20 protein-coding genes are annotated in these 22,937 nt (G+C 39.4%); all 20 read right to left on the bottom strand.

All coding sequences use genetic code 11. From position 1 onward, the window contains the following. Positions 1-27 precede the first annotated feature (27 nt). A complete protein-coding gene (gene ymfI, locus AC59HZ_RS07630; RefSeq protein WP_496545216.1) occupies positions 28-750 on the bottom strand; it encodes an elongation factor P 5-aminopentanone reductase in 723 nt (240 codons plus the stop codon). Between the two features lie 67 nt (positions 751-817). Then, positions 818-2,113 carry an EF-P 5-aminopentanol modification-associated protein YfmH gene (gene yfmH / locus AC59HZ_RS07625; protein ID WP_496545215.1) on the bottom strand — a complete coding sequence of 432 codons (1,296 nt, stop codon included), beginning with the start codon at positions 2,111-2,113 and terminating at the stop codon, positions 818-820. Next, positions 2,113-3,393, bottom strand: a complete 1,281-nt coding sequence (gene yfmF, locus AC59HZ_RS07620; RefSeq protein WP_496545214.1) for an EF-P 5-aminopentanol modification-associated protein YfmF — start codon at positions 3,391-3,393, stop codon at positions 2,113-2,115. The genes yfmH and yfmF overlap by 1 nt, the downstream gene beginning before the upstream one ends. Positions 3,394-3,744: 351 nt before the next feature. Then, positions 3,745-4,704: an ABC transporter permease gene (locus AC59HZ_RS07615; RefSeq protein ID WP_496545213.1), complete on the bottom strand. Its 960-nt coding sequence runs from the start codon at positions 4,702-4,704 to the stop codon at positions 3,745-3,747. Between the two features lies 1 nt (position 4,705). Beyond that, positions 4,706-5,755 (bottom strand): ABC transporter permease, encoded by a 1,050-nt coding sequence (locus AC59HZ_RS07610; protein ID WP_496545212.1) that lies wholly within the window; start codon positions 5,753-5,755, stop codon positions 4,706-4,708. Further along, entirely contained in the window at positions 5,748-7,283 is a 1,536-nt protein-coding gene (locus tag AC59HZ_RS07605) for an ABC transporter ATP-binding protein (RefSeq protein WP_496545211.1), read from the bottom strand. The genes AC59HZ_RS07610 and AC59HZ_RS07605 overlap by 8 nt, the downstream gene beginning before the upstream one ends. A 208-nt stretch (positions 7,284-7,491) precedes the next feature. Next, a complete protein-coding gene (locus tag AC59HZ_RS07600; RefSeq protein ID WP_496545210.1) occupies positions 7,492-8,577 on the bottom strand; it encodes a BMP family lipoprotein in 1,086 nt (361 codons plus the stop codon). 94 nt (positions 8,578-8,671) lie between these two features. Then, positions 8,672-9,397 (bottom strand): GntR family transcriptional regulator, encoded by a 726-nt coding sequence (locus tag AC59HZ_RS07595; protein WP_496545209.1) that lies wholly within the window; start codon positions 9,395-9,397, stop codon positions 8,672-8,674. A gap of 325 nt (positions 9,398-9,722) precedes the next feature. Continuing rightward, entirely contained in the window at positions 9,723-12,068 is a 2,346-nt protein-coding gene (locus AC59HZ_RS07590) for a DNA translocase FtsK (protein ID WP_496545208.1), read from the bottom strand. A gap of 172 nt (positions 12,069-12,240) precedes the next feature. Continuing rightward, complete coding sequence (locus tag AC59HZ_RS07585; RefSeq protein WP_496545207.1) at positions 12,241-12,477, bottom strand: YlzJ-like family protein; 237 nt, start codon at positions 12,475-12,477, stop codon at positions 12,241-12,243. Continuing rightward, the gene (locus AC59HZ_RS07580; protein ID WP_496545206.1) at positions 12,474-13,229 is read right to left on the bottom strand and encodes a ClpP family protease; all 756 of its coding nucleotides are present in this window, start codon (positions 13,227-13,229) and stop codon (positions 12,474-12,476) included. Before AC59HZ_RS07580 ends, AC59HZ_RS07585 begins: the two co-directional genes overlap by 4 nt. 124 nt (positions 13,230-13,353) lie before the next feature. Continuing rightward, the gene (locus tag AC59HZ_RS07575) at positions 13,354-15,021 is read right to left on the bottom strand and encodes a ribonuclease J (protein WP_496545205.1); all 1,668 of its coding nucleotides are present in this window, start codon (positions 15,019-15,021) and stop codon (positions 13,354-13,356) included. Positions 15,022-15,220: 199 nt separating this feature from the next. Continuing rightward, the gene (gene dapA / locus AC59HZ_RS07570) at positions 15,221-16,093 is read right to left on the bottom strand and encodes a 4-hydroxy-tetrahydrodipicolinate synthase (RefSeq protein WP_496545204.1); all 873 of its coding nucleotides are present in this window, start codon (positions 16,091-16,093) and stop codon (positions 15,221-15,223) included. 32 nt (positions 16,094-16,125) lie between these two features. After that, a complete protein-coding gene (dapG, locus tag AC59HZ_RS07565; RefSeq protein WP_496545203.1) occupies positions 16,126-17,370 on the bottom strand; it encodes an aspartate kinase in 1,245 nt (414 codons plus the stop codon). A 34-nt stretch (positions 17,371-17,404) separates the two neighbouring features. Then, positions 17,405-18,451, bottom strand: a complete 1,047-nt coding sequence (gene asd / locus AC59HZ_RS07560) for an aspartate-semialdehyde dehydrogenase (RefSeq protein WP_496545202.1) — start codon at positions 18,449-18,451, stop codon at positions 17,405-17,407. A gap of 187 nt (positions 18,452-18,638) precedes the next feature. After that, positions 18,639-19,238: a dipicolinate synthase subunit B gene (gene dpaB / locus AC59HZ_RS07555; protein ID WP_496545201.1), complete on the bottom strand. Its 600-nt coding sequence runs from the start codon at positions 19,236-19,238 to the stop codon at positions 18,639-18,641. Next, complete coding sequence (dpaA, locus tag AC59HZ_RS07550; RefSeq protein ID WP_496545200.1) at positions 19,235-20,137, bottom strand: dipicolinic acid synthetase subunit A; 903 nt, start codon at positions 20,135-20,137, stop codon at positions 19,235-19,237. Before dpaA ends, dpaB begins: the two co-directional genes overlap by 4 nt. A 158-nt stretch (positions 20,138-20,295) precedes the next feature. Beyond that, positions 20,296-20,538, bottom strand: coding sequence for a YlmC/YmxH family sporulation protein (locus AC59HZ_RS07545; RefSeq protein WP_430068653.1), 243 nt, complete (start codon positions 20,536-20,538; stop codon positions 20,296-20,298). Positions 20,539-20,633: 95 nt separating this feature from the next. Continuing rightward, a complete protein-coding gene (locus AC59HZ_RS07540) occupies positions 20,634-21,872 on the bottom strand; it encodes a M16 family metallopeptidase (protein WP_496545199.1) in 1,239 nt (412 codons plus the stop codon). Positions 21,873-21,970: 98 nt separating this feature from the next. Then, positions 21,971-22,918 carry a polysaccharide deacetylase family protein gene (locus AC59HZ_RS07535; protein ID WP_496545198.1) on the bottom strand — a complete coding sequence of 316 codons (948 nt, stop codon included), beginning with the start codon at positions 22,916-22,918 and terminating at the stop codon, positions 21,971-21,973. Between the last annotated feature and the right edge of the window lie 19 nt (positions 22,919-22,937).

The following is a 22,937-nucleotide window of genomic DNA, read 5'->3' as shown; positions in this document are numbered from 1 at the left end:
GAACTATACATAGAAACTTGTGAACTTTTATGTATACCAACCGCCATTAACGGCAAGGACTTGGCCAGTAATATAACTTGATTCTTCTGAAAGCAAAAAGGCTACACTTTTAGCAATTTCCTCAGGCTGCCCAAGTCTTCCCATTGGAATTTCATATTCAATCCCTTTTATCTCATCCTGTGAGAATCCTTCCATCATTGGCGTATTAATGGCTCCAGGGGCAATGGCATTAACACGAATGCCATTTAAGGCTACTTCCTTACTAAGTGCCTTTACAAAAGCAATCTGAGCACCTTTGGCTGTTGAATAGGCTACCTCACAGGAAGCACCCGTTTGACCCCAGATGGAAGTAATGACAATAATACTGCCTGACCCTTTACTCAAAAGTTTGGGGAGGAGTTCTTTGCTCAGCATTAGCGGATTGAGAACATGAACATTTAATAAGGCTTCTGCATCCCTATGTTCCAAATCGATAAGGAGGCCGTATTGACTGTTTCCGCCGCAATGGATCATCGCGTCCAGCGAAAAGATGTGCGGGCAAATTAGTTGATAACCATCCGGTGCAGAAAGGTCAGCACTAATTGGCATGTATTCACCGCCAAATGGAACAATCTTGTCTAATAGTGCTTTAATTGAGGCTTCATTCTGATTGTAATGCAAGTATAGGTTGTATCCTTTTGCTGCCAGGTTATAAGCAACCGCTTGACCGATTCCACCACTCGCCCCCGTTATCAATGCATATTTTTTCATTCTCGTCACTCTCTCTAAATATTTGACAAAGCGAAAAAGCGCCAGCTTTTGCGGCGCCTCCGCTTTTCTATTTCTTGTTTTTAGGAATTACTTGACATACTGAAAAACGTTCTTCTGAAATAACCTCTGATGCCAGTGATTGTACATCTTTCAAGGTGATTTTTTCAAGTGTTGGGACAACATCGAATAAATTCATATCGTTAAAAGCATATCGTGTAAATTGATTTGCAATGTATTCAGGTGAATTGACGGCACGTAAAAAAGCACCGATTTTCTTCTTTTTTGCCCTCGCTAATTGTTCCTCCGTGAAAGCCGCTCCATTCTTTGCCTCTATAAGCATTTTTTCTAGTTTTTCAGCAAGCTGATCTGGTTCTCCGGTATCTCCGCCAACCATCGCAAAACCAAAGCCTTGTTCCTGGGTATAGTCATAGGAAAACGTTTCGTCAATTAACCCTTCATTATAAAGCTGATCGAAATTTGCTGAGCTTTTGCCGAACAGCAAATCAAGGAGGACATTCATCGTTAATTCATTTTTTAACATTTCATTTCCCGTTTGATCTACATGAAGCGCTTTAATTCCCACAAGACATTTTGACGTTTGCACATTCATTTGCAGCACCTGTTTTTTCTCTGCTGCATCTGAAGGTTCTTCTTCAAATTTACGCTTGATTTCTGGCATATCTTTGTATTCTTTCTTTGCCTGGTTTTCTCTTACCTGGGTCATAAAGCGATCCGGGTCAACTGGGCCGACAATAAACAACAGCATGTTGCTTGGATGATAAAAGGTATTGTAACATTCATAAAGCCAATCCTTCGTGATATGAGAAATCGATTCGATCGTACCGGCAATATCAATTTTAACTGGATGATTCTTATAAAGGTTTTGAATTAAACCAAAATATAAGCGCCAATCAGGATTATCATCATACATGGTAATTTCTTGACCAATGATTCCTTTTTCCTTTTCCACCGTTTTTTCAGAAAAATAGGGATCTTGAACAAAGTCAACCAATGTTTCCAGGTTCTTTTCGACATCTGATGTGCTCGAGAACAAATAAGCCGTTCGTGTAAACGAAGTAAAGGCATTGGCAGAAGCTCCCTGCCTGCTGAATTGCTGAAAAACATCCCCGTCTTCCTTTTCGAATAACTTATGTTCTAAAAAGTGAGCAATTCCATCAGGGACTTTCACATACTCATCTTTTCCTAAGGGGGCAAAGTTGTTATCGACCGATCCGTACTTTGTCGTAAAGGTTGCATAGGTTTTATTAAAACCCTTCTTCGGCAAAATATAGACTTGTAGGCCATTGGGCAATTTTTCATGATAAAGTTCTTCTTGAAGCTGGTCAAAATTAATCTTTTCCATTATGCACCCGCCTCCGATCCTGTTAGGAAATAAATCGTATCTAACTCAATTTTTTTCGCTACCGCAGTAATCTCTTCCTTGGTAGCCTTTTCCATCTCAGAGAGCCACGTGTCAAGACTAATTTCTGTTTCCGCGATGACATTATGATATAAAATCTCCGTTAACCCTCTGGAAGTATCAATGGTTTCGAGAATTTGATTACGTATTACCGCTTTGGTTTGATCCAATTCCTGATCCGTAAAATCTCCATTTTTCATTGCATCCATTTGTTCGTTAATAATACCGACGGCTTGGTCATAATTCTTTAAGTCAATACCTGACATAACCATCATCAAGCCTTTATGACTTTCAAGCCGGCTTGATGCATAATAGGCAAGACTTGCCTTTTCACGGACATTGATAAACAACTTGGAATGTGAAAAGCCCCCGAATATGCCATTGAACACTTGCAGGGCAAAATAATCAGGATCACCATAGACAATATTGGTTCGATAACCCATATTTAGTTTCCCTTGCTTTACATCCTGCTGTTCTTTTACCTCATTGACTTTTTCAGGTTTTGAATTTTCATGTTTTGCACGTTCTTTTGGCGCTCGATTTTCAAAATGAAGCAATTCTGAAGCATATTTTTTAACTTCTTCTTCTTTAACATCACCAATAATATAAAGATCCATTTCATCTTCTAAAAAGACTTGATTATAAAACTCGAATAAATTTACTGGAGTAATTGAGTCAACATCCTGAGCTTCCCCATTTACCTGGAGGGCGTACGGTTCCCCCTTACACATTTCCTCTAATAAACGAACATTCGAGTAACGCATTTTATCATCATATACGGATTGAATCCTTTGCTTTAGCGTCCGCTTTTCTTTTTCAACGGTATCTTTATCAAAGGCGTTCCCTGAGGTGTTTGGTTTTGTTAATACTTCCGCTAATAGTTCAAATCCCTTTTTTAATAAAGGCTCTGAATCACTTAAGAATTTTTCATTGGCGATTTCCAAAGAAAAGCTCATCACATGATATTCGCCCTTCTTGGCTAAATCCACATACAGGGTGGCTCCGTATAGTTCATCTAAATAAGATCGTAAGGCTGTTGTTGAAGAATACTGTGCCGTGCTGCTTTGTAATACTTGCGGAAGAAGCGCCCTTTTTGTCACATCTTCTTTTGTTAAAGGGGCTTTCATCCTCCATACAAAAGTATTTGTTTTATATTTTTCTGTTTCAACAATATGGAGTTTATATCCCTGCATTTCAATTACTTTTTCAACTGCACCCTCCATTAGCTTTCCTCCTTAATATGTAAGAACAGTTTTCTTTATATCTTTACCTTTCAAAAGAAACCTATACTTTTACTATAATTTGCCAAGCTTGGACAATTCAAGCGTTTACTCTTTTTTTTGAAAAATAGTGTTAAACTTAGCTGTTGATTTGCGCTTCAGGCGCTTCGCGCACCTTAGGGCGGCCCGGGGAGCCTCCTCGGCGCTAAAGAGCCTGCGGGGTCTCCCCTGCCCCGTCCTCCCGCAGGAGTCTCGCGCCTTCCGCTCCAATCAACATGTTTCAAAATCAAGAATGGCCTGCCTTTTAAAAAAATAAACCCACAGTTCACATGGAACTGTGGGTTTTAATTTGTATTAACGGCTTCCTTTAATATAGTGTGTACCAACCGCTTTTGGTGCATCGGCACGACCGATGAATCCGGTTAATGCTAAGATCGTTAACACGTAAGGAGCGATTAACAAATATACATTTGGAATTTCTTTTAGGAATGGCAAACTTGATCCGATGATACTAATACTTTGTGCGAAGCCAAAGAATAATGCAGCACCTAGAGCACCAAGCGGATGCCATTTACCGAAAATCATTGCCGCGAGCGCCATGAAACCCTGCCCGCTAATCGTGGAGTGGCTGAAGTTTGAAGTGATTGATTGTGCATAAACAGCACCACCAACTCCGCCAAGAGCTCCTGAAATCATAACGCCAAGATAGCGCATCTTAGTAACGTTGATTCCCATTGTGTCTGCTGCCATTGGGTGTTCACCGACAGAGCGAAGACGAAGACCGAATGGAGTTTTAAATACGATATACCATACGATGATGGCAACTATTATCGCTAAAAAAGATGTCCAATACGTATTTTGGAAGAAGATTTTCCCGATAACAGGGATATCTTTTAAAATCGGAATATCAATCTTTCTGAAACCTTTGCTGATAATTCCAGTTTCACCTTTATCATAAATTAATTTGACTAAGAACAGGGTAAGTCCTGTTGCAAGTAAGTTAATCGCAACACCCGAAACGGTATGATCAGCACGGAATGTAATCGATGCAACGGCATGAAATAATGAGAATATTGCACCGGCTAACATGGCAACGATTAAAGCAATCCACGGAGTTGCACTGCCAAAGGTATCTACAAAGGTTAAGTTAAAAACGATCGCTGAAAAAGCTCCGACTACCATTAACCCTTCAAGTCCGATATTAACTACCCCTGAACGTTCCGAGAAAATTCCGCCTAATGCAGTGAAGACAAGTGGAGCTGCCCACAACAACGTGGATGGAACAACAATCATTAAGATATCCATTAAACTCAACTTACTTCACCTCCTTTTTACTGAATCGGTCAAGAAATATTCTTATGATGTAGCTTGAAGCTACAAAGAATACAATCAATGCAATAATAATACTTACAAGTTCGTTTGGAACTCCCGCTTCGAGAGGCATGTTCAGAGCTCCAACTTCTAAAATACCGAATAAGATTGCAGAGAAAAATACACCCAGAGATGTGTTTGCCCCTAATAGAGCAACAGCAATCCCCTCAAAGCCGACACCGGTAAAGCCGCCTTTAACTGCAGCATAGCCGAACGTACCTAATCCTTCCATTGCACCGGCAAGACCTGCGAATGCACCAGAAATTAACATGGAAAGGATAATATTTTTATTGACACTCATCCCTGCGTAATGTGCAGCATGCTGATTAAATCCAACAGCTCTTAGTTCAAAACCTCTTGTTGTTCTTTCAAGTAAAAACCACATAATAATACAACAAACAATTGCGATAACAATTCCCCAATGAAGACGTGAGTAATCCGTAATACTTTGAAGAAAATCAGAACGCAGTGATGCGGACTCATGAATTTGTTCCGTTTTGTCACCGCTTTTTGCAGCAAGAAAGTTTCTAATGATATAGTTGGTTGTATGAAGAGCCACATAGTTCATCATGATTGTTACAATTACTTCATGAACACGGAATCGTGCTTTTAAAAAGCCAGGAATAAAGGCCCAAAGTGCTCCCGCAACCATCGCTGCTAAAATAGCAAGCGGCAAATGGATGACACGCGGAAGATCAAACGATACACCGACCCACACTGAAGCCAGCCAGCCTACAATAAATTGTCCCTCAACCCCGATATTAAATAAGCCTACACGGAAAGCAAATGCTACCGCTAAACCAGCTAAAATATAAGGTGTAAATTGTCTGACTACTTCCCCAACATAATAGGTTTCACCAAATGCCCCATTCCATAAAGCGGTATAGGCGTCTACAGGATTATAACCACTGGCCAACATAATGATTGTTCCGACAATAATACCTAATAAAACTGCAATAATTGGCGTTAAAATGCCTGTTAAGCGTTTAGACATGCGTTCCTTCACCCGCTTCCTTTCTATTCGATCCAGCCATCAATAATCCTAGTTCTTGTTCAGTTGTTTCTTTTGGATTAACAACAGCTACGATTTTCCCCTCGTATATAACGGCAATCCGGTCGCTGACATTCATAATTTCATCTAATTCAAAGGAAAGAAGCAAAACTGCTTTTCCATTATCCCGCTGTTCAATTAAGCGCTTGTGAATGAATTCAATTGCTCCAACATCCAAGCCTCGAGTAGGCTGTGCTGCAATCAGTAAGTCTGGATTGCGGTCAACCTCACGTCCGATAATCGCTTTTTGCTGGTTTCCTCCAGAAAGAGCACGCGCCAAGGTATATTCACTTGGAGTCCGAACGTCAAATTCGCTAATAATTTTCTTTGCATACTTATATATTTCTCTGAAGTTAAGAACTCCATTTTTGGAATAAGGCTTTTTATAATAATTCTGCAAAACAATGTTCTCACCAATTGGATAATTTAAAACTAGTCCATGTTTATGGCGGTCCTGTGGAATATGACCAACACCAGATTCGGTAATTTTTCTCGGTGTCATATTCAATAATTCTTTTCCATTTAACTTGACGCTGCCACTTTCTGATTTGCGCAGACCGGTAATGGCCTCAATTAGTTCAGATTGACCATTTCCATCGATACCTGCTATTCCGACAATTTCTCCAGCTCTAACGTCAAGAGTTAAGCCGTTAACAATCGATACCCCGCGGGCATCCTTTACGACTAAATCATTAACTTCCAGAACATTTTGTTTTGGCGCTGCCTCTTTCTTTTCCGTTTTAAAGACAACCTCACGCCCTACCATAAGGCTTGCGAGTTCATTCGGATTCGTTTCACTTACATTGACAGTCCCAATCCCTTTACCTTTACGAATAACGGTACAGCGATCCGCTACTTCCATAATTTCCTTTAACTTGTGGGTAATGAGAATGATGGATTTTCCTTCCTTAATAAGCGTTTTCATAATTTGCATTAGCTCTTTGATTTCCTGAGGCGTTAATACAGCTGACGGCTCGTCAAAAATTAGAATTTCCGCACCACGATAAAGGGTTTTTAAAATTTCGACCCTTTGCTGCATTCCAACCGTAATATCAGAGATTTTAGCCTGCGGATCAACTGATAGTCCGTAACGTTCAGAAATTTGACGTACTTCTTGCTCTGCTTTTTTAATATCAATTCGGCCACCAGACGTGATTTCTCGGCCAAGGATAATATTTTCGGTTACCGTAAATGTATCCACGAGCATAAAGTGTTGATGCACCATCCCAATTCCAAGATCATTTGCGATATTAGGATTCGTAATATTTACTGGCTTTCCTTTTACTCGGATTTCACCTTGTTCTGGCTGATAAAGTCCAAAAAGCACGTTCATTAATGTTGATTTACCCGCTCCATTTTCACCAAGTAAAGCATGAATTTCTCCCTTTTTTAATTGAAGGGTAATGTTATCATTCGCAACAAAGCCGCCAAACTCTTTACGGATGTTAAGCATCTCAATTACATATTCCATTTTTTCTCACTCCCTGTGATAAAGGTAAAAGGAAATTTCGACCAAGAGTAGTAAGAGGTCAGACCTTTCAGTGGTTTAAAAAAACAGGGAAATTTCCCCGATAAAATCTTAAATGAAAAGTAGAATATCATTCTACGCTTCAGTTAGGATTTTCATTAAGAAGGAATAAGCAGGAATGTTTTTATCCCACTTATTCCCTTTATGTCATTTATTTTGCGCTAAAATTCTTTAATTCATCACGTGTTCCAGGAACTTTTACAGTACCTGATTTAATTTTTTCAGACCAATCTTTAATGGCTGCTTCAATTGCAGCTTTGTTGGAAGCTTTGCTGTTGATTGGAGCTAAGCCTACACCGTCCTCAGCCATTCCGTAAAGCGCGATTTCACCGCCAGGGAAATTGCCGTCCATAGCCTTCTTAGAAAGGTCTTGCACCGCTACGTCAACACGCTTAAGAGCTGAAGTAAGAACTACATCTGGACCCATGTCATTTTGGTCACGGTCTACACCAATAGCCCAAATCTCTTTGCTAGGGTCTTTTGCTTTACGGTCAGTTGCTTCTTTGAATAATCCGTTTCCAGTTGCTCCAGCTGCGTGGAAAATTACATCTGCGCCAGAAGAATACATTTTAGATGCGATGGATTGTCCAAGTTCCGCTTTATCAAATGCACCAGAATATTGAACATCCACTTTTACCTCAGGCTTAGCGGCCTTAACACCAGCTAAGAAGCCAGATTCAAAACGTTCGATAACAGGGATTTCCATACCGCCGATGAAACCGATGTGGTTAGATTTTGTTTGAAGTGCAGCTGCTACACCAGCAAGAAATGCTGCTTCTTGCTCTTTGAAGAGTACGCTCGCAACATTTGGTTGTTTAACTTCAGCATCGATGATGGCGAACTTTGCATCCTTTTGCTGCTTCGCGATTTCTTCAACTGCAGCCTGCATTAAGAAGCCGATTCCGTATACTAAATCGAAATCTTGGCGTACAAGAGTGTTTAGGTTTGTAGAGTAATCTGCGTCAGATTTGGATTGAAGGTAATCATATCCGCCCTTACCTTTTTTCATTCCGTTGTCTTGACCGAATTTTTGAAGACCTTCCCATGCAGATTGGTTAAAGGATTTGTCATCGACACCGCCGACGTCAGTAACCATTGCTACGGAGAATTTCTTTGCCTTTTCTCCACCTTTAGTTGTGTCTGTAGCCTTGTTGTTATCGCTTTTTCCACAAGCTCCTAAAAGTGTTCCAGCAGCAAGAACTAATGATAGCGCCATTCCAACTTTACGCATTTTCAAGGTATTGTACCCCCTAAGAAATTTTTGATTGTTTTTTAGTAGAAATGTTTGAAAAGCAAGACTGTTTGCGTTTTCATAGAACTGTAAAAAAAATTTAGGTTCTTTTTCTTAAGACATGAAAACTAAACTTATCAGCTTTAAAATAGTTTACCGAATATAGGACAGGTTCATCCATTTCATCGAAATGCATTTGTTTTAAGACCAACAATGCAGTTTCTGGATCACATTCTAAAATAGGGGAAATTCGTTCATGATAGCCAATTGGCTCAATCTTGGCAACTGCATATGTAATTCTCCGGTTTGCTTCACCCTCTAATATATTGAGGAGAGATTCTTCACCATGGGAAAATGTATCTGGCAAGATACGTTGAGGAACTTTATCGATACAATAAACAACCGGCTCCCCATTTGCAGTTCTGACCCTTTCAATCACGACCATTTCCTCATTAGTTGAACATGAGAACCGACGAATATCCTCTTCGGTTGGACCCTGTGTTGATGAACTTAAGAAAATCGTTCCAGGTTTCATTCCAGCCTGTTTAATCATGTCAGTGACACTATTAAGTTGTTCAATCCCTGAGGTAAACAATGGCTTTGCATTAACAAAGGTGCCAACTCCATGGCGCCTAATAATAACGTTTTCCTCTTCAAGGATGCGTAGTGCTTCCCTGAGGGTCGCCCTGCTTACACCAAGTTGTTTCGCAAGATCAAATTCAGAGGGTAATTTTTCTTTTTCTTTATATACCCCTCGTTCAATATCTTGCTTTAATCGATCGATCACTTGCAAGTACAAATGTCGGTTATCTGACTTAATAGACATTGCTGTTTCCTCCAGCCCTTTTCCTAAGACATCAGACCTCTGATATCATTCCTACTAATCGAAATTTATATTAACACTTTTTAAGTGATAAATAAATAGGAATTCAAAATTTTGTCGAAAAAAGGCATTAAGATTGCAATTGTCACAAATTCTCTTAAAATAACGGGAAGAAATCTGATATAATAAATATCTTTAATTCGATTAATAGGAAATTTTTAGGGAAATGGTAGGATTTTATTCACAGGAGAAAGTAAAAGGCATCTACTTCTATAGTATCAAATTCTCCTGGAAATACTATAAAAAAAAGAGCCCTGGGGCTCTTTTTTTAAGAACTCTGTTCCTCTTTAGGCTTTGACTGTAAAACAGCCCTTGGTTTACTTCCTTCATAAGGACCCACAATACCTCTTGCTTCCATCTCATCAATTAGACGGGCAGCTCGAGTATAGCCTATGCGAAAACGACGCTGCAGCATCGATACGGATGCTGTTTGCATTTCAATAATTAATTCAACTGCTTCATCATATAATTCATCCTCAACGGCACCCGTTACCTCTGGAATATCATCTGGAATCATTTCTTCTTGGTATTGTGCTTTTTGCTGTGAAATGACAAATTCAACGGTTTCTTCAACCTCTTGATCCGATAGGAATGCCCCTTGTACACGAACAGGCTTCGAGGCACCCACTGGCAAAAACAGCATATCCCCTCTTCCGAGAAGCTTTTCAGCCCCTCCCATATCTAAGATCGTTCTCGAATCTGTGCTGCTTGAGACAGCAAAAGCTATTCTTGATGGAATATTTGCTTTGATTACCCCTGTGATGACATCAACCGAAGGCCTTTGGGTAGCAATGATTAAATGAATGCCTGCCGCACGTGCCATCTGAGCCAAACGGGTAATCGAATCCTCTACATCGTTCGATGCTACCATCATTAAATCCGCCAGCTCATCTACGATGACAACAATATACGGTAAAAGCGGTTGTTTATCATTCTCTTCAAGGTTATGCCTTTTTACATGGTCATTATACCCTTCAATATTTCGTGTTCCAGTATAAGAGAATAGTTCATATCTTCTTTCCATTTCACTTACTACCTTTTTTAATGCCTGGGACGCTTTTTTAGCATCCGTCACAACAGGAGCAAGTAAATGAGGAATTCCATTGTAAACATTTAATTCAACCATTTTAGGGTCAATCATCATTAATTTGACTTCATGGGGCTTGGCACGCATCAATATACTGGTGATAATTCCATTGATACACACACTTTTTCCACTTCCGGTTGCTCCAGCAACAAGCATGTGGGGCATTTTGTTTAATTCAGCAAGGACCGCTTCGCCTGTAATATCTCTGCCCAAGCCAATCAGCAATTTCGCTTCTGGCTTGTCATTTTGTGTTGCCTCAAGTACCTCCCTGAGGGATACCATCGCTACTTCTGAATTTGGAACTTCAATTCCTATGGCTGATTTACCTGGAATTGGTGCTTCAATGCGGATGTCCTTTGCAGCTAGTGCTAATGCTAAGTCATCACTCAGGCTGACAATTTTACTTACTTTAACCCCTACATCTGGGTGAACTTCATATTTCGTTACCGCAGGACCTAAATGGACTTGGGTTACTCGGGCTTTTACTCCAAAGCTTTGAAAAGTTCGTTCAAGCTTGGCAGCATTTGCATGAATCAGTTCATATTCGCCGCTTTGATCGGTCTTCTTTGGATGTTTAAGGAGTCGTAAAGGCGGCAGTTCATAGGCAACATTTTCGACTTCAGTGAAGGTTATTGGCGGAGAACTGTCATCATCATCTTCTTTTGATGATGTTGTTTTACTTTTAGTCTCTTTAGGATTTCTTTGAATCGTTTCCTCTTCGACATACGCCCGGTCAGCAAAACTGGATATAATTGGTTCAGGAATAATCATTTCTTCTTGTACAGCTTGAGGCTGCGAATTTATAAGAGGCTGACTTTCGGTTTGACGATTTTCTTGTTGCTGTCGTCGTTGTGTCTTCCTCTCAGTCCGGCGCTCTTGTTGTTTTTGTTTCCACTCAGACATATCCGTTAAAAACGCTTCCCATTGATTTTTCGAAAAACCAAACAAAGCAACCATTATTTTTCCGACAAAATCACCAAAAGATTTACCAGTCAATAAAATAAATCCGATTAATATAAAGATAAAAGCGATAATTTTTGTACCGGTTTCTGCGAATAAGTAGTGAAATAATGCAAATAAAATAGCTCCTAAAATTCCGCCCCCGAGATCGGTTGTACTCGTTTCACCCTTTAAATCCATCTTAAATAATTCCCATGTGTTACTGATGACACTTGGATTATTAAATTGCCCATCATTCGTTAGCAAATGAAAAAGGGTGACATGACTTAAGAGTAAGATAGCTGAAATAATAAAATAGCTCCCTACTAATTTAATGTGGAAGAAAAAAGGGATCTGACGTTTCCACATTAAATAGATGCTTAATAAAACTAAGCCGATTAAACTTAGCATGTACCATTCACCCATCCAGAATCGGAAAAAGAGAACGGTCCCTTTTCCTACTGCTCCCAGCTTCGCAATCGAAATAATCGCTAACGCTAATAGGGCTAATGCCGATAATTCATATTGAACTGTCCGTTTCATTTGATTATCTCTTCTTTTAGGTTGTCTTCTCTTTTTTTTAGCCATCTGATCACCCTGTATAAAAATTGGCTGTGGAAACTTGCTTGTTGATTTCCGCTCCAGGCGCTTCGCTCAACAAGGTTTCAATATCAAAAATGACCTTTAACGCAGCCTAAAAATTAGAGCAGCCCCTGATTGGCTGCTCTTGTCTATATAACCTGATTATACCATAATTTCCTTAGAAAGCGGACAAACCTTCAAGGCTGGCAAAAGAAATTTTAGAACCAGGGCATATTCTCTCATCTAGATAGTGCTGTGGGTCACTGCTTAAAATGCGAACAACCTGGACATTTTGCTGATCCGCAAATTCTACTAAAAGCGGGATCCCTTGATAAGAGATCATCTGCTGCTTCTGAAACGGTTCTGTTTCATAGGGAAAAATAAGTTCCTGGGGCATCATCGTGTATAATATCATTGAATCAACCCTTCGGTCTTCTCTTTATTCATATCAATCATTTCATTTAATTTCTTCATTGCCTGGCCAAGTCCGCCCACTTCATCAATTAATCCAGTTATAACGGCATCAACTCCAATGACATTGGTTCCGATATCTCTTGTTAAGTTCCCCTTTGCAAACATTAAATCTTTAAAAGTTTCCTCGGTTATTTTGGAATGTTTTGTAACAAAATTAACCACACGTTCCTGCATTTTGTCTAAATATTCGAATGTTTGCGGAACCCCAATTACCAAACCCGTTAAACGGATAGGATGAATCGTCATTGTAGCCGTCTCGGCAATAAACGAATAATTACAGGAAACCGCAATAGGGACTCCGATGGAATGACCTCCACCTAATACAATTGAGACAGTTGGTTTTGATAGAGTTGCTAACATTTCTGAAATGGCGAGTCCTGCTTCCACATCTCCTCCAACCGTATTTAAGATAATTAAAACTCCTTCAATTTTAGGATTTTGTTCAATAGCTACAAGCTGGGGAATAATATGCTCATATTTTGTTGTTTTATTTTGCGGCGGCAGCGCCATATGCCCCTCTATCTGACCAATAATCGTCAAACAATGAATTCGTGAATCAGTAGAGAGCTGGGGAACATTTGTCTGACCAAGCTGTTGAATTTTCTCTATTAAAGGGGAAGTAGATTTTTCCTCTTTTTGAGGCTCTGTTCCTTCCCCGTTTCCTGCTTCATTTTTTTGAAAATTGTTATTCATCCTAATACTCCCTTCAAGCATGATATATTTTTAGTATTTACCACCGATACAAAATCATGCCAAAAGAAATTCCTAAATCAAAAAGACACTGGTACACCCCAGTGTCTTTTCTGTGCTAATTTAATTATACTTCCATAATAATTGGGAGTATCATTGGACGTCTTTTGGTTTTTTCGAATAAAGAACGATTTAAGTCATCCCTTATTTCCTGCTTTAGGCTTGCCCATTCAAAGGTGTCCTTTGCAATATTTCTTTCGACGATATCGCGGACTAATTTTGTAGATTCATCCATTAATTTTTCAGATTCCCGGACATAGACAAATCCCCTTGAAATAATTTCAGGACCTGCAGCAATTTTCTTCTCATGTTTTGTTAAAGTTACAACGACGATCAAAATGCCATCTTGAGATAATAGTTTTCGGTCACGCAGTACAATGTTTCCTACATCCCCAACACCGATTCCGTCGATCAGGACATTACCAGAAGGAACCTTTCCAGTTATCGCTAGTTTTTCTTCCTTCAGTTCAACTATATCCCCACGGTCCGGAATTAAAATTTGTTCATCTTTAAGTCCACAATCAAGCGCAAGTTTTCGGTGAGCCTTTAACATTCGATATTCCCCATGAACAGGAATAAAGAATTTTGGCTGCATAAGGTTAATCATAAACTTTAATTCTTCTTGACTGCCGTGACTCGAGACATGAATTGTCCGTTTGCCGGAGATGACATTTGCTCCCGCTCTGAACAGCATATCGACAGTTTTAAATAAAAACACTTCACTTCCGCGGAGCGGTGATGCAGCAATAAGGACCGTATCACCAAGTTCTATGTTCACTAGCTTATGTGTTTGCTTGGCCATTTTTTGCAGGGCTTCGATTGGTTCACCCTGGCTTCCTGTCATCAGAACAACAATCTCACGATCCGGGTAATCCTTTATTTCATGGATGGGAATGATTAAATCCTCTGCAACCTCTAAGTACCCTAAATCGAGGGCAATATGATAGATTCGTTCAAGACTTTTGCCAACCACGGCAACTTTACGCTTGTTTTCTACAGCAGCATCAAAAATATGCTGAATTCGATTAATATCGGATGCAAAGCAAGCTGCAATAATTCTTCCTGGAGCATTATAAAAGGCATTAAACATTTCCCGCTCAACAATGGCTTCAGAAGTAGTATAACCTGGTTTTTCTGCTTCCGTACTATCAGACATTAGGCATAGTACACCCTGTTCCCCGATTGAAGCCATTTTTCCAATCTCTGGCTTGTACAGCTTAGTTGCAGCTTGGTCAAATTTAAAATCACCTGTATAAACGATAATACCTTCTGATGTATGGATACAAACACCAACCGAATCAGGGATACTGTGATTAGTCCTAAAAAAACTTACATTAACTGAATCTAAATCTACAATTGTATTGGAATCAACCTCAATAAAATTTGCTTTTCCACAATAGTCTTGCTCTTTCAATTTCGCACTTGCAAGAGCCAAAGTTAGTTTTGTTCCATAAACCGGTACGTCAATTTGCCTTAGAACATAGGAAAGTGCGCCGATGTGGTCTTCATGCCCATGAGTTAAAAAGATTGCTTTTACCCGATCCTTATTTTCCTTTAAATATGTAATATCAGGGATTACCATATCAATGCCAAGCATTTCTTCCTCGGGGAACATTAAGCCGGCATCAATGATGAATATGTCCATGTCTACTTCAACAAGATACATATTCTTTCCGATTTCTCCAATACCACCAAGTGTAATAAACTTAATGGAGTTATTTTTTTTCTTTATCACGTTCCGTTTCCTCCTATGCTGAGTTGACCCGACCGAAATCAGTTATGATTATTATACTTGAAATTAGAAAACCTTTACAACATAAAAAAGCTAAAGCGCCTTGAACAGGGAAAAAAGCAGTTCATTTTTTCCTAAGGGCTGTAGCTGGATTTAAAAAAGAAAAGCCAACCGAACTCATCTTTCGGCTGGCTTAAAAAAGTTATTTTTTCTTTAAAATTGAAATTAATGTAGCTCGTTCCTGTTCTGTTAATCCCACTAGGGGCAGTCGTACAGATCCAACGTCTAACCCTTTTAGCTGCAACGCTGTTTTAACGGGAGCAGGACTAGGAGCGGCAAAGAGCCCCTGCATGATTGGCAGCAGTTCTTGATGAAGTTTGGCAGCTTTTTTATTTTCGCCTTCAAAAAATGCTCCAATCATTTCTTGCATTTCATTTCCGATAATATGTGAAGCAACAGAGACTACACCTGTACCTCCAATAGCAAGCACAGGAAGAGTTATGGCATCATCACCGCTATATAAGAGAAAATCATCATCCGTGTTGGCAATAATGTGTGTAATGGCATTTAAATCGCCGCTTGCCTCTTTCACTGCAACAATATTAGAAATCTTTGCAAGGCGTATAATTGTCTCTGAAAGAATATTAACACCCGACCTTCCAGGAATATTATAGACCATTACTGGCAGGGAAGTCGCCTCTGCAACTGTTTTGAAATGCTGATATAAGCCTTCTTGATTAGGTTTATTATAATACGGCGCAACCACCATAATACCATCAACGCCAAGCTGCTCTGCTTTTTTAGTTAATTCCACGGAAGCATACGTATTATTGCTTCCTGTACCGGCAATTACCGGAACACGTCTATTAACCACCTTAACCACATGAGCAAACAGCGCCAATTTTTCCTCTTTTGAAAGAGTAGGTGATTCACCAGTAGTACCTGCTATTACAAGTGATTCTGTACCATTTTCAATTAAATAATTAACTAATTGTGTAGTCTTGGCAAAATCTATATGCCCTTTATTATCAAAAGGAGTAACCATTGCCGTGGACACTCGCCCAAAATGAACCATTTTCTTTCTCCTTTCAAACCCCTAGTAAGAAATTATAAATCGGAAAGTTTAAATTCAAGGGACTCCTCTTCTAATTGAAAGGCATCATGTAGAGCGTTTACTGATTTAACTAAGTCATCTTGTTTGACTAAAACCCAAATTGTAGTATGGCTGTCTGCAGATTGTAAAATTCGAATTCCATGATCGGATAATGCCGTTACGATTTTGGAAGTAACCCCTGGAACACCTGCAATTCCTGCACCAACAACGGATACCTTGGCACAATGACGCTCCACTTGTGGGTCATGGCCTAATTCCTTTAAAACCTGTATAGCCAGATCCGTCATTTCATCAGTAACCGTATAAACAACACCATTTGGCGAAATATTGATAAAATCTACACTAATTTTTTCCTTGGCCATTGCTTTAAAAACTTCTGCCTGCAAGTAATATTGATCTTTCTTTGCAAACACCTTAATTTGAGTGATATTTGAGACGTGGGCAATCCCCGTAACGATCCGTTCTCTTATGTCACTACCCCGATTCTCTTTATTTAATGTTGTCACCAAGGTACCCAAGGTGTCCGTATAGGTTGATCGAATCCGAATTGGCACTTTTGCCTGCATCGCAATTTCAACTGCTCTTGGGTGGATAACCTTCGCACCCTGATAGGCCATATTACAAACCTCAGTATAGGTGACTACAGAAAGCGGACGTGCATTTTCGGCGATACGCGGGTCAGCTGTCATGATCCCTTCTACATCAGTAAATATATCAATCCATTCAGCATTTAGGGCAGCACCAAGAGCCGCTGCTGAAGTATCACTTCCGCCTCTGCCAATGGTTGTTACATCCCCATTTTTAGCAGCACCTTGGAAGCCGGCAACTACAACAACATCGTTATTTTCTAATTCTCTTAAGAGACGTTCGCATTTCATTTCATTTATTTTTGCATTGGTGTGGTCATTATTGGTTTTGAAACCTGCTTGAGCCCCTGTTAAGGCTGCAGCATTTATACCACTTTCCAATAGCATATTTGTAAATACAATACTTGAAATTACCTCTCCACAGGACAATAATAAATCATGTTCCCGTTTCGAGATTTTGCTTAAGTTCCCGCCTATTAATGATAAGAGTGTGTCAGTAGCATAGGGGTCTCCCTTTCTCCCCATCGCTGAAACCACTACTACCACCTTATAGCCATCGGCTAAAGCTTTCTCAATATGTCTTTGTGCATGTTTTCGGCTTTTTTCATCCTTTACAGATGTCCCGCCAAATTTTTGTACAATAATCTTCATGGTAACACCAAACCCTACTTTTTTTGAGATAACTTTATTTTACTAGACCTAATTTCACTAAGCTTTCGGCAATCTGGACTGAATTCCAGGCGGCACCTTTTAGAAGATTGTCAGAAACTACCCACATATGGAAACCGCGGTCTTCATCGATATCTTTTCTAATCCTGCCTACAAAAACATCATTTTTCCCAACACAATCAGCCGGCATTGGATAAATTTGATTTTCAGGATCATCCTGTAAGATTACCCCTGGTGCGTCTTTTAAAAGTGCTTTAATGTCATTCGCACTTACACCCTCTGCCTCAACTTCAAAGTAGACGGATTCAGAATGCCCAACAGCAACTGGCAGACGGACACAAGTAGCAGATACCTGCAGCTCAGGAAGGTGCATAATTTTCTTCGTTTCATTAATCATTTTCATTTCTTCGTAGGTATAGCCGTTATCTTGAAATTTATCAATTTGCGGAATCGCATTAAAGGCAATTTGATAATGATTTTTATCTGATTTTACGGGTAAAATAGCTGGATCATATGACTCTTCATTTAAAATAGCTTTTGTTTGATCCATCAATTCTTGAACCGCTGCCGCACCTGCTCCGGAAACAGCTTGATAGGTTGACACAATAACTTTTTTCAAGCCATATTTTTGACGAACAGGCTCTAATGCAACTACCATTTGAATCGTGGAGCAATTTGGATTCGCAATAATTCCATTATGTTGATGCAAATCAGCTTCATTTACTTCTGGCACAACTAGTGGAATATCTGTATCCATTCGAAACGCACTAGTGTTGTCCACGACGATGGCGCCTCGTTTTACTGCTTCAGGTGCAAGTTCTTTGGAAACACTGCCGCCCGCACTGAAAAGAGCAATATCTACTCCTTCAAAGCTTTCAGGCTTTGCTTCCTGAATCGTAATTTCTTGACCATTAACCTCAACTATTTTTCCTGCAGAACGTGCAGAGGATAGTAATGATAATTTTCTAATAGGGAAATTTTCTTTTAATAAGGTTTGGATCATTTGTTGTCCAACCGCTCCTGTTGCCCCTACCACTGCAACGTGAAATCCATTTTGATTCATGCTAGTTCCCCTTTCATATCGACTGGCGGGTTATTTCCTTCATTTAGTTCTTAAGCCAGCTTGTCGTAATATAGTATTAGTAAACTCGAGCAGTGGGTTATCCTTTTAACCCACTGCCAGAGAGATTAATTTATTTTATCATATTCCCCGAAAGAAATAACCCTTTTTGCCGAAAGAGGTCAGTTATTTAGTCACCATCTCTATATCGTTCCACAAGTACCGGCTGAATTTGTCTGCCATCGATTGCTGCTTCCACTGTTTCTGATAGCATCGTCATTCTCGCAACCATGGAGTTAGGCTTCTTAATAGGATCATCTTGACCATACGGGATAAAAAAGATATTTTTCGCAGCCATTAATCTCATTAAGTTTACTCCATTTAACCCAAGGGCATCATTTGTAGAAATTCCGAGAACCACAGGCTTTAGGTTCCTTAATGTTGCTTTAGCAGCCATTAATACTGGGCTGTCATTCATGGCATTGGCAAATTTACTCATGGATACACCAGTCAATGGAGCAATAACCATGCAATCTAATGGTATTTTTGGTCCTAACGGTTCAGCCTTGACAATCGAATCAATGACCTTGTGACCAGTTAAATCTTCAATTCGCTCAACCCAATCTTCACCTTTTCCAAATCGGGTTTCTGTATTTTTTACAGTAAAAGTCACAACTGGCAGTACCTCTGCGCCCGCGAGCACCAGCTTTTCAATTTCTGGGAATACAGCATCGTAAGTACAATGGGAGCCGGTTAGACCAAAGCCAATTCTTTTACCTTTTAAACTCATTTCACTTTCCCCTTTCGCCTGTGTAAATCTTCTTCTAGCAGTTGGGCAAGGACATTTGCCAGTATTTGACCTGCTGTTTTTGGTGCGACAATACCTGGCAGTCCTGGTGCAAGTAAGGCTTTGATGCCTCGTTTTTCGGCATACCTAAAATCAGTTCCACCCGGTTTTGAGGCAAGATCGATAATGAGCGTATGTGAAGGCATTTGTGATATTACTAAAGCTGTAACGATTAAATGTGGTGCTGTATTTATTAGAATATCGGTATCCTTCACTTGATTTACAAGATCGTTTAAATTGAATGGGGTTAAACCCATTTCTGTGATTCGTGCCAAATGTTCACTTTTTCTTGCTCCAACCTTAACCTTCGCTCCTAGTGCTGCAAAGGTTCTTGCCACACTCATACCACATCTTCCGAGTCCCAAAACGGTAACATTGGACCCGTGAATGGTAAAATCAGTATGCTGGATGGCCATCATAATGGTTCCCTCTACGGTTGGAATTGAATTATAGATAGCCACGTCATCCCGTTCAAATAATTGCACGAGTGGTCGTTTGCTTTGTTTGGTAATTCCATTCAAATAGCCGTTGCTAATTCCTGAATAAATCGTACAGTGTTCAGGTGTTTTTACGAGCATTTCTTCTGTGAGAACAACCTTTTCATTTGAAAAGATCGTTTCCACCTGTCCTTCTAAATTTGCCCCGGGCACCGGTAAGATGATAGCGTCTATATTCGAAAAATCAACTTCATCCATTTTTTCCTTAACCGCACCCGTAAAGGCATGGTCAAGCTGCTCGAAACCAATTAGCGATATTCTCGCGTCTAATTCAGTTAACTTCCGGATGATTTCCAGCTGTCTGGCATCTCCACCAATCACGGCTATCTGCATCCCTGTCAGCATGAAAACATTCACCTTCTTTTTAAAAAAATCCCTTAAGGATTCCTTTTCTTCTTTTCACTTCAACATCTTATGTAAGTTGCTTAAAATCGGTGAGTTTTCCACCCACAGTAAAATAAAAAAAGCCCAAGCAAGGTTTCATTTGCTTGGACTGTAAGAATCTATTCATTTTCTGGAACATCAATAATGATCATATCGGACCCTATTTTTTTAATATGCTGCCATGGGACTCTAATTTCTTCACCTTGTTTGCGGAAACCGAACCATTTTACAGAAGGAATGAGAAGCGCTTGGATTTGCCCAGTACTTTCATTAATTTCTAAATCTGTTTGACCAAGTACTCCGAGCCGTTCTGCCTTTTTAACATCGACAATTTCTTTACCACTTAATTCACTCAGCCTCATTTAAAAGAACTCCCCTCTTCTCCCTTTACTAATAGTTTATAGATGGAATCCTGCATTTAGAATAAAGAAAAACAGTTCGTACACCGAACTGTTTTTTAAGCAAGTTTATTTGGGAATTCTCCATCTGGACTAATTAAGGTCACAGAATATTTATCATTAAAGACTTGTCTAGCCATTTCATCGACACTGCTTTTTGAAACTAGATCAATTTGTTCGATAATTTCATCTAAAGAACGATGGCGTTTTAACAGCAGTTCATTTTTACCATTTCGGCTCATCCTGCTATTGGTGCTTTCTAAACTTAGCATCAAGCTTCCTTTTAGCTGTTCTTTACTATTGGTTAATTCTTTTTCGGTAATGCCGTTTTGCTTCAATTTATCAAGGGTTTCTTGAATTGTCTCAAATAATACATCCAGTTGTTTCGCTCCAGTTCCACCATATACCGTTACCACTCCGCTATCCTGATAGGCTGAGTGATACGAAAATACGGAGTAAGCTAAGCCTCTTTGTTCACGAACCTCTTGGAACAATCTTGAACTCATGCTGCCGCCTAATATATTGTTAAGGGTTATTAGACTGTATATGTCTTCATGTCCCACCTTTAAGCCTTCAAATCCAATACATAAATGAGCTTGTTCCGTTTCCTTTTTTCGCGAAATACGATTGGAATGGAAAACGGGAATATTCTCTGGAGTATCCTTGGCTCCTCCTTGATAAGAGCCGAAATAGTTTTCAACCTCTTGAATAAATGATTCTGATACATTACCTGCAATTGAAATAACAACATTTTCAGGCGTATATCTTTCTTTAACATATTCTTTAAGTGTTTCACCGGTAAAGGTATTTAATGTTTCTTCCGTTCCTAAAATGGGATACCCAAGCGGATGATCTTCATAAACAGCCCTGCTTAATAAATCATGAACAATATCGTCTGGTGTATCTTCATACATTTTTATTTCTTCTAAGACAACATTTTTTTCCTTCTTTAATTCCTCTTCATCGAAAGTGGAATTAAAAAACATATCTGCTAATACATCTAGTGCAAATTTGGAATGGGTATCAAGAACCTTTGCATAATAGCATGTGTACTCCTTTGAAGTGAAGGCATTTACCTGGCCCCCAATGCTATCGAAGGATTCAGCAATTTCTTTAGCTGTACGTGTAGATGTTCCTTTAAAGAACATGTGCTCAAGGAAATGAGAAATACCATTTCTCGCAGGATCTTCATTCCTAGAACCAGTTCCAATCCAAACCCCAATTGCAACAGATCGTACGGTAGGAATATTTTCTAATACAATTCTTACTCCATTTTGGCAAGTGTATTTATTTATCATCGACTTCCTCCTGTCTCTAAACAGCAGATGTTACTATCCAATTGTTAATTATACTTTTAATGACTATTTTCTCCAAACTTTTGGAACTCTTACTATATTTATTTTATGATTCTATTTTCACTCATTAACTCCGAAACCGTACCAATCTTTAAATTTTTTTGTTCTATTAGAGTGATTAAACGATCCAGCGATTTTGCAGTTGATTCAGTTGGATGCATGAGAACCATAGAACCATTATCAATTTTTGTAATGACACGATTAATTAATACTTCAGGGGAAGGCTTTTGCCAATCAATTGTATCTACAGTCCACATGACTGTTTTCATGTGTAATTCATTAGCTACTTTTATTGTTTCATCCCTGTAACTTCCACTTGGAGGTGCAAACCATTTACTTTTTGCTCCAGTAGCTGCTTCAATCACTTCATTGGTTCGGATTATTTGCTGCCTTGCCTGTGCGGCCGCCAATCTCTTCATATCTGGGTGGGAATAGGAATGATTGCCTACCTCATGACCAGCACTGACTATCATTTTTGCAAGCTCAGGATTGTTTTTGACCCAATTACCTTCTAGAAAAAAACTTGTGGAAATATGGTGTCTTTTCAGCGTCGCAAGCATTTGTGATAAATATTCATTCCCCCAGGCAACATTGATGATGAAGGAAACCATCGGTTTATCTGGATTACCTTTATAAATAGGGGAAGGCGGCAAATCATTAAGGTGAACTTTTGGGCTAATTTGTGTAAAAACCAGTTTATTTTTATCAAAAACGCCTTTTGGTTTCATATTTTTATATGAGGCGGCAATATCCACCTTCAATCCATTATATCCAGGAATGGCCTTCCAGACTCGATCTATTTTAGCATCTGAAGGTGAAATTTCATATGTAGGTGCCTGTTTCTCGATTGTTTGATAAAGAGAATCGGACTGTTTGGCTGCCGGAAGTGCAGTTTCCGTCAACTTAGCAACATATTTGTTTACAAATGGATTGTTGACTGAAATCCAGGCAATAAAAATAATAATTAATAAAATAAATGACTTTCTCATCAGCATTCTTCCCCCTTCC

The organism is Neobacillus sp. DZ-9, assembly GCF_059587065.1.
This window is presented reverse-complemented; position numbering and strand designations above follow the sequence as displayed.

Bases quoted from the DNA above. Each gene is read 5' to 3' on its own strand.
- AC59HZ_RS07535 (WP_496545198.1), bottom strand. From the start codon at position 22,918: ATGAGAAAGTCATTTATTTTATTAATTATTATTTTTATTGCCTGGATT.
- AC59HZ_RS07595 (WP_496545209.1), bottom strand. From the start codon at position 9,397: ATGTCTATTAAGTCAGATAACCGACATTTGTACTTGCAAGTGATCGAT.
- AC59HZ_RS07605 (WP_496545211.1), bottom strand. From the start codon at position 7,283: ATGGAATATGTAATTGAGATGCTTAACATCCGTAAAGAGTTTGGCGGC.
- asd (WP_496545202.1), bottom strand. From the start codon at position 18,451: ATGAATCAAAATGGATTTCACGTTGCAGTGGTAGGGGCAACAGGAGCG.
- AC59HZ_RS07540 (WP_496545199.1), bottom strand. From the start codon at position 21,872: ATGATAAATAAATACACTTGCCAAAATGGAGTAAGAATTGTATTAGAA.
- dpaA (WP_496545200.1), bottom strand. From the start codon at position 20,137: ATGCTGACAGGGATGCAGATAGCCGTGATTGGTGGAGATGCCAGACAG.
- ymfI (WP_496545216.1), bottom strand. From the start codon at position 750: ATGAAAAAATATGCATTGATAACGGGGGCGAGTGGTGGAATCGGTCAA.
- AC59HZ_RS07585 (WP_496545207.1), bottom strand. From the start codon at position 12,477: ATGATATTATACACGATGATGCCCCAGGAACTTATTTTTCCCTATGAA.
- yfmH (WP_496545215.1), bottom strand. From the start codon at position 2,113: ATGGAAAAGATTAATTTTGACCAGCTTCAAGAAGAACTTTATCATGAA.
- yfmF (WP_496545214.1), bottom strand. From the start codon at position 3,393: ATGGAGGGTGCAGTTGAAAAAGTAATTGAAATGCAGGGATATAAACTC.
- AC59HZ_RS07545 (WP_430068653.1), bottom strand. From the start codon at position 20,538: ATGAGGCTGAGTGAATTAAGTGGTAAAGAAATTGTCGATGTTAAAAAG.
- AC59HZ_RS07580 (WP_496545206.1), bottom strand. From the start codon at position 13,229: ATGAATAACAATTTTCAAAAAAATGAAGCAGGAAACGGGGAAGGAACA.
- dapA (WP_496545204.1), bottom strand. From the start codon at position 16,093: ATGGTTCATTTTGGGCGAGTGTCCACGGCAATGGTTACTCCTTTTGAT.
- AC59HZ_RS07610 (WP_496545212.1), bottom strand. From the start codon at position 5,755: ATGTCTAAACGCTTAACAGGCATTTTAACGCCAATTATTGCAGTTTTA.
- dapG (WP_496545203.1), bottom strand. From the start codon at position 17,370: ATGAAGATTATTGTACAAAAATTTGGCGGGACATCTGTAAAGGATGAA.
- AC59HZ_RS07590 (WP_496545208.1), bottom strand. From the start codon at position 12,068: ATGGCTAAAAAAAAGAGAAGACAACCTAAAAGAAGAGATAATCAAATG.
- dpaB (WP_496545201.1), bottom strand. From the start codon at position 19,238: ATGAGTTTAAAAGGTAAAAGAATTGGCTTTGGTCTAACCGGCTCCCAT.